The organism is Paenibacillus sp. Root52 (genome assembly GCF_001426865.1).
Classification (GTDB): domain Bacteria; phylum Bacillota; class Bacilli; order Paenibacillales; family Paenibacillaceae; genus Paenibacillus.
This window is the reverse complement of sequence record NZ_LMFO01000011.1, coordinates 68804-76318: the sequence shown is the minus strand read 5'-3', so window position 1 is coordinate 76318 and position 7515 is coordinate 68804. Positions and strand designations below refer to the sequence as shown.

Annotated in this window: 7 protein-coding genes and 1 pseudogene; 6 read left to right on the top strand and 2 right to left on the bottom strand. The window is 44.1% G+C overall.

The genetic code is table 11. The annotated features are described in order from the left end of the window. A pseudogene (locus ASD24_RS31000) lies at positions 1–115 on the top strand (IS30 family transposase); the annotation flags it as partial. Between the two features lie 151 nt (positions 116–266). Continuing rightward, entirely contained in the window at positions 267–662 is a 396-nt protein-coding gene (locus tag ASD24_RS11460) for a RidA family protein (RefSeq protein ID WP_056695615.1), read from the top strand. Between the two features lie 202 nt (positions 663–864). Here ASD24_RS11460 and ASD24_RS11455 read toward each other — a convergent pair whose 3' ends face one another. Further along, positions 865–1962 carry a copper amine oxidase N-terminal domain-containing protein gene (locus tag ASD24_RS11455; RefSeq protein WP_056695613.1) on the bottom strand — a complete coding sequence of 366 codons (1098 nt, stop codon included), beginning with the start codon at positions 1960–1962 and terminating at the stop codon, positions 865–867. Positions 1963–2317: 355 nt separating this feature from the next. Here ASD24_RS11455 and ASD24_RS11450 point away from each other — a divergent pair, with 355 nt between their 5' ends. Beyond that, positions 2318–3388, top strand: a complete 1071-nt coding sequence (locus tag ASD24_RS11450; protein WP_056695611.1) for a Gfo/Idh/MocA family protein — start codon at positions 2318–2320, stop codon at positions 3386–3388. A gap of 94 nt (positions 3389–3482) precedes the next feature. Here the strand turns inward: ASD24_RS11450 and ASD24_RS11445 are convergent, their stop codons facing one another. Beyond that, a complete protein-coding gene (locus tag ASD24_RS11445; RefSeq protein ID WP_056695609.1) occupies positions 3483–3851 on the bottom strand; it encodes a hypothetical protein in 369 nt (122 codons plus the stop codon). A 301-nt stretch (positions 3852–4152) separates the two neighbouring features. Between ASD24_RS11445 and ASD24_RS11440 the strand changes: the two genes are divergently transcribed. From ASD24_RS11440 to ASD24_RS11430, 3 genes are all read left to right on the top strand, one after another. After that, positions 4153–4971, top strand: coding sequence for a MerR family transcriptional regulator (locus ASD24_RS11440; protein WP_056695607.1), 819 nt, complete (start codon positions 4153–4155; stop codon positions 4969–4971). 19 nt (positions 4972–4990) lie between these two features. Further along, on the top strand, positions 4991–6169 hold the full coding sequence (locus tag ASD24_RS11435) for an MFS transporter (RefSeq protein WP_056695605.1): 1179 nt from the start codon (positions 4991–4993) through the stop codon (positions 6167–6169). Between the two features lie 365 nt (positions 6170–6534). Next, a complete protein-coding gene (locus ASD24_RS11430; protein WP_056695602.1) occupies positions 6535–7392 on the top strand; it encodes a hypothetical protein in 858 nt (285 codons plus the stop codon). The last annotated feature ends 123 nt before the right edge of the window (positions 7393–7515 follow it).

Here is a 7515-nt window from a genome sequence, read left to right as displayed (position 1 = left end):
CGAGGATGAGGATCTCGCCAGTTCACTAGATCTAATTAACCACAGACCACGAAAATGCTTGGGTTGGAGAACCGCTCACGAATCTTTCACAGAGGAACTGTCGCACTTGGTTTGACAATCTGTCGTTTGCATAGCGATTTTGAGTGTTCACATCCATTTTGTGTTTGCACAGCGCGGAGTAGTTAGGCTTGAAATGAATGGTCTAGACCTATGAAAGTTGGTATAGTTAGGAAAATAAACTTGATGATAAAGCGAGGGAATAGAGCATGAGCAGACAGCAGGTGTTTACAGGTTCTCCTTGGGAGCCGCTTGTCGGTCATTGCCGGGCGATCAGAGTCGGCAATCGGATTGAAGTGGCGGGCACAACGGCGATGCAGGATGGTGTCGTGGTAGGTGCAGGTGATCCATATGCACAGACCAGATTTATTTTGCAGACGATTGAGAAAGCATTGCAAGAATTAGGTGCAGACCTCACCCATGTTGTGCGAACTCGGATGTTCGTTACGGATATCTCTCGGTGGGAAGAAGTAGGTAAGGCGCACGGGGAATTCTTTGGACAGATCCAGCCTGTTGCCACCATGGTTGAAGTTAGTGCACTTATTGATCCTTTACTTATGGTAGAAATTGAGGTTGAGGCTGCAATCGAGTCTGAGGAAGCATAAAAAAGATATAAAATAACCTTACCCTGCCCACAAAAGGACAAGCGGTAAGGTTATTTTGTTTTTCTGACTATCACCAGCACTACTCATAATATTGCTTCTTAATCGATCTTCATGCTGGAGGTCGTCCAAATTTTTATCCTAGGAGAAGTTTATAGTCTACAGGCTTTACAGTCTACTAGCTTGGGAAGCGTACCAAACCGTATTACTCTGCTTGTTCAGTGTCTGCTTGTTCATCAGCTGCAGGCTGGGCGTCAGGTGTCTCTAACACCAGTTTCCAGGCTGTTCCGATCGGTGGCAGACTACGCGTCAGCATAGGGCTATAGAATCCAATCACTTTAGCACCTTCTGTCAGTTCGGTTAACTCGACAGGATTCCCCTCGTGATCTACGAGTTGTGTCGCATCCGTGATGTTCAAGATAACATGCTCTGGAGCTGTCTCTGTCAGGCGTGTGCCGGATATTTCGATCTGTGTCGTATCCGCTGTAGTCTGAACGCGTTCAACTGTACCTGCTGTACCCAGAACTTCTAGGGGTGGTGTCTCAGCTTCTGATCCAGCCACATCCAATACCGTAATTTGATAGGTTGGTGTCTGCGGTGGTAAGCTGCGTGTGGTAATAGCAGAATGCACAGCTTCTACATTCATTCCTAGGGTAAGATCATCGAGCGAAATCTCTTTACCTTCAGCGGATTTGAGTACGGTATCATCATTGAGGTTAAGAACGATTCCATCCAGACCAGCTCCACCAATTTGCACAGATGGATAACTGCCGTCCTTATGAATTCTTGTAATAACACCACGTTCGGTTATGTTCTTCACAGCTTCCTCCGATACGATCGTTACCGCATTTCCGGTAGTCGTCACCTGTGCATGGAGAACTTTCTCGGCAAATGAAGCAGGAACGTACAATGTGCCATTGATAATTTCGGGAGCTGTTCCTAGCGTGAGCAGCATCTTATTCACGGAATATTGATCTTGGCCTGTAACTACGCGTGTCCATAAGTTACCTTGAGTCAATTCGGCAGACTTATCTTCTTTGTTCCACTCAAGTTCATAGCCCAGAGCTTCGGTAAGACTCCGTAGTGCCAGCATGGGCTCTTTATCCGCTGAAGTCTTATAGCCATTAGCAGCAGGTGCGCCGTTTACGAGTACCTTAATTGTAGATGCCTGCTCTGTTTGAGCTGCTGCTGTAATCAGGGGTGCGGGCTGTGTTGTGTTTGGTGCTGCTGCCAGTGCCGATCCTCCACCCAAAGCTAAGGATAGTGCCATAAGGGCGCTTATTTTTGTCGTGTTGTTGTTCATGGTTGATCTTCCCTTCTTATTTAGATTGAGTCACAGTAATTGTTATGTTTAACCAGCATTCGTGTTCTAGACGGGATATCTTGCTCCAGTGTTGCACTTTAGGACGCATTAGTCAGTAGCAATTAATTAATCTAGTGTCAACACGTCTGTTAGTTGAATCCAATGTTAACCAGCATGAATTGGATGTTTTTCTCAACTCGCAGGTTATGGCGAACCTGATCAGGTTAAATTCAAGTAAGTAGAAGTTCCTGTGAGAGCTAGTTGTCGCATGATCCGGTTGGAAACGGAGTATTGATCCAGCCTAACTGCGGGCACAATAGTGACAACAGGTTTGGAAAAGGAAGGGAGGATGAAGATGAGCACCAAACAAATGCTGCACATTGGTATGATCGGAACAGGCTCCATTTCAGATCTGCATATGAGGTGTTATGCCAAGAATCCTAACGCGGTGATCTATGCCATCTGTGATTTGAATGAACAGCGTGCAACAGCGGCAGCCCAGAAGTACGAGGCACAGTCGGTGTATACCGATTATCGTGAGATGCTGAAAGATCCACATGTAGACGCGGTAAGTATCTGTACGTGGAATAATACACATGCTGATTTTGCGATTGCCGCCCTTAAGGCAGGGAAACATGTTTTGCTGGAGAAGCCGGTGGCAACCAATGTGGAAGATGCGTTACGGATTGAAGAAGCGGTGAAGAGCAGTGGATGTACCTTCGTTGTGGGGTTTGTCAGGCGATATGACAACAACATGCAGATGCTTCATCAATTTATTCAGGCTGGGGAGTTTGGCGAACTGTATTATGCGAAGGCGTCTATCCTGCGGCGTCTAGGTAATCCCGGAGGTTGGTTTGCTGACAAAAATAGATCCGGTGGTGGGCCACTTATTGATCTGGGTGTACATATTATTGATCAATGCTGGTATCTCATGGGATGCCCGAAGCCTGTATCGGTCAGTGGAAATACGTATTATAAGCTAGGGAATCGAGCGAATATTGAGCACCTATCCTTTTACAAAGCCGCGGACTATAGCTCTGCCGTGAACAATGTGGAGGATATGGCGAATGCCTTAATTCGTTTTGAGAATGGCGCTTCACTTGCTGTGGATGTCAGTTTCACTTTACATGCGCAGCGTGACGAGTCTTACGTTAAACTATATGGAGAACGGGGCGGGTTCGAGCTGGAGCCGGAAACGCTGATTGTTACAGAGAAAAATAATACAATCCTTAACATAGAGCCCCAAGCCGATAATCCAGGTTTGCATATGCACAGCGCATTTCAGAATCAGATTGATCACTTTGTAGATTGTTGCCTGAATGGCACGGAGCCAATCAGCCCCATTGCTGACGGAGTTGCCTCCACTCGTATGTTATGCGCAATCTATGAATCTGCCGAGAAGGGGCATGAGATTCGTTTGGACTAGGGGACGCAGGATGGAACGCCAAAAAGCATGCCACATCCGCTCGCTTGCGGAAAATGCATGCTTTTTAGGTGTTGATTCAGTCACTAGACTACTATTATTTATTCAACGGTGAATCCTCGTACCCGGGATCTTCATAGTCTGTATCCTGCAGCCGGGACAGCACATTCATGCTCTCAATGGACTGCCGAGTATCCGGCGTACCGTGGTCATATAGAAATGTGTATAGCAAGCTCATTCCATCCGAAAATTGCGCTGTCGCTTCATCGTGATCTGCTGATTTATAAGGCACCGGAGCTCGCTGCAGTGTGTACGCATCATCATCTTCCAGTACCTTCATCAGATCCTTTAACTGAACAAGCTCTTCATCGTTCACCATGACTTCAAAAGGTGTTGATTCATGACGTTCACGTTCAATCAGATTGTGGCTTACCGAAACATAATAATGATCTTTGCCTTCCTGCATTTGTTTAACCTCCATTCCAAAATGGAAATATCATCCTTCTACTGTTAATAAACAGCAGGTACCATCCTGAAACGAATAGCCAACGTATCGATACATCCCTTCAACCAAGGTCTGCCTTAATTGGTGTACTCTCTGAGAGTTTTGTTGAATTAGGATCGAAATACAGTCAGTTTTTTTAGCTTGAGTTCAGCTAGTATGTCTTCTATTACTTCTTCTATATTAACGATTAATTTAACCCTTGACTCTCCCCTGTACGGGAAACTGTATACTCACATTATGTTGAAGATAGGAGGTGAACTTGTTGTTCAAAATCAGTGCGTTTTCCAGGCTAAGTAAGGTTTCCTTAAAAACACTACGTTATTACGACCAGATTGGCATACTTAAGCCGCGAAAGGTAGATCACGATACAGGTTATCGCTACTATTCGGCAGATCAGCTTCTTGAGCTTAACCGAATCTTGATGTACAAGGAATTAGGTTTTACATTGCCACAGATCTCACAATTGCTTCAAGAAGATATAACATTGGAGAACATTCAAGGCATGTTCAAGCTGAAGCGAAGTGAGATTCAACGGATTATCGATACAGAGCAGGCTAAGCTCCTCCGAATTGAGGAACGTATGCAGCTGATCGAACAAGAGGGGCAATTGGAAACAGGGCAAGACATTAGAATTAAGGCGGAAGGTGCCCAATCGTTTCTTTATCAGAAGGCATGCGGGCGGGAAGAGGATATCCCGAATCTGATTCGTCAGATGGATCAATCCATCATCAAGGAGATTCGTGGATGTATTCAAGGGACTCAGGTTGTCCTGTGGAGAGAAATTGATGGCAAAGAGGATGAGTTTGAGTTTGAAGTGGGTTACTTTTTGACCTGTGAGCTGCGTACAACTCCAGAGCCATTTGAGCTACGAACCCTTTCTCCTGAGCCAATGATGGCTACGATGGTTTTTCATTCAGATTCAACGTTTGATGGTGCTGCCTGTGTTCATTTAGCCAAATGGATTGAAGCCAACAACTATCAGATCAATGAGAACGAAGCGGGTAGGGAGCTATATGTACTGTTATCTCCAGAACAAGATGCAAAGTGTATAGAGATACAGATTCCAATACGAACGAGATAACGGAAGAAGGTGAAGTGAATTGAAGAACAAAGGCATTATCTATATTCTAGCCCTGGCTGTTTTTCTAATCGGAACAATTGAATATATTATTACAGGCGTCATTGAGATGATTGCAGCAGACTTGGGCGTGCTAACCTCCGAAGCCGGATTACTGGTAACGGTATTTGCTCTGGCAGCAGCTATAATTGCCCCGATTATGATCACACTTACGATCAATCTAGATCGTAAGAAATTACTAATGACAACCCTTGGTATATTTATTGCAAGTAACGGACTTATGTTCTTGGATCTTACTTATGAAGCTATGCTGTGGATCCGAATTGTGCAAGGAGCAAGTGGTGGTATGGCTACCGTAGTAGCGATGGCCGTAGCGACACGGCTCGTTCAACAAGAACGAAGAGGCAATGCCATCGGGGTTATTCTGATGGGACTTAGCAGCTCGCTAGTGCTGGGTGTGCCAATCGGTACATTTTTTAGTGGGATGTTTGGCTGGAGAGTTCTATTTATTCTAATCGGTGTATTAAGCCTTGTTCCCTTGTTGATCATCTATAAGAAGGTTCCGTCCATCAAAGAAGAAGAGAAGGCTGGCCTCAGCATGCAGCTTTCTATTATGAAAAATCCGACTATTCTGACCGCTTTGCTAATTACATTATTGTATGTCGGCGGCTACGCTACACTGTTCACGTATATTACGCCTTTCTTGCAGGCGACATCTTCACTTTCCATGACCGAGATTAGCGGTGTTCTCTTCCTTGCAGGCATTTGCAGCTTTGTTGGCTCTAAAGTAGGCGGGCAATTGGCTGATGCCAGAGGTGTGAAATTCACTATTTTCCTAGGGCTGATTTTACAAGGAGTTACGCTGCTTTTATTTGCTCTCGCTGGAGTTAATCTGATCGTATTAATCTTGGTTCTAATGATCTTTATGTTAGCAACGTGGAGCATTTCTCCGGCGCAGCAACTATATCTGGTTAAACTAGCACCTCGCAATCCGGATATTGCCTTGAGCGTAAATACGTCGTTCATTCAATTTGGGTTTGCATTAGGATCTGGCTTAGGTGGGCTTGTTATCAGCCGTACCTCTGTGTCGTATTTGAACTGGCTGGGTTTCATCGCTGTAGGTATAGCCTTGCTTCTTGCTGCTGTACTGTTCACGATAAGGAGTAGAACTGAAACTCCTATGGCTACGAAATCTCTATGATTCGACTATGGTTGTAGAGTTCTGCTCACAATGGTAATATTAGTCATGAGATGCATACAAAGGAGCATATACCTGATCATGTGGACTACTCTGTAAAGATAAATTATTTGAAAATATGTCATTAAGCGCTTGTTCAAAAAGCTTGCTGTACAACGCTTTATTTGGCATCTTTTCTATTCATCTTACAGGGTATGCAGGGGAAGGTATGACATAAACCATGCGCGGATACCTTAGGGTATCCGTTTTTACTTATAGAGGTGTTCAAATAGTCCGTCCTTTTTGAACACGCACTTATATGGATAAATGCATCTCCATTGGAAATCTCACCTGCCTATCCTCCTAAATATGAAATGGAGGAATATCGGATGCAACCAAAGTTAGTTCTCATTGAGGGTTTACCCGGCTTCGGCAAAACAACAACGGCACAGCTCGTTCATGACATCCTCATCGATATGAACATCAATACGCAGTTATTTTTGGAAGGGAATTTGGATCATCCTGCGGATTATGATGGCGTTGCCTGTTTTGGCGAGTATGAGTATCAAGAATTACTACGTGATCATGCGGAGTTTAGCGACTTATTGCGTACACGTCTCATGAAGCATGGTAACCATTATTTCTTGGAATATCGTAAATTAATGAACGAAGTTGGAGCAAGTATTCCAAAGGAACTGATCGATAACATCTTTCAATATGATATTTATGAATTGCCGATAGATCAGAATAGAGTGCGGATTATGGAAAAATGGGAGCAGTTTGCTAAGCATAGTTTGCATGGCACAGATACTTATGTTTTTGATTGTTGTTTTATCCAGAACCCTGTGACCATTGGGATGATTAAGCATGGTGCAGCTAATGAAGTAGTGATAAGTTATGTGAAGCAGCTAGCCTCCATTGTGGAGCAACTGAATCCGTTGTTACTTTACGTAGAGCAGGATGATCTTGATCATTCTTTTAGAAGAGCAGTTAAGGAGAGGCCAGCTACATGGTCAGAAGGATTTATTGAATATTACACGAACCAAGGCTTTGGCTTAGATCACGGCTATCATGGACTAGAAGGGACGCTTCAGGTTCTTAAGGCTAGAAGGGAATTGGAAGAGAACATATTTAACGACCTAGGTATAGCTAAGGAAAAAGTAAATAACTCTTCGTATGATGTAGATGCATACAAGCAACGTCTAGTGAAGATTTTGGCAGCACATTTCAGCGAGAACATGTCCTAAATTTAACTTACGTTACAGTTACGAACATACATCACTGCCTGTACACCGCGAAAATAATGCATAAAGCAAAAGAAAGCAGCTCCTAGTGGGTCTGCTTTCTTTTGCTTGTCATATATAGTTCAA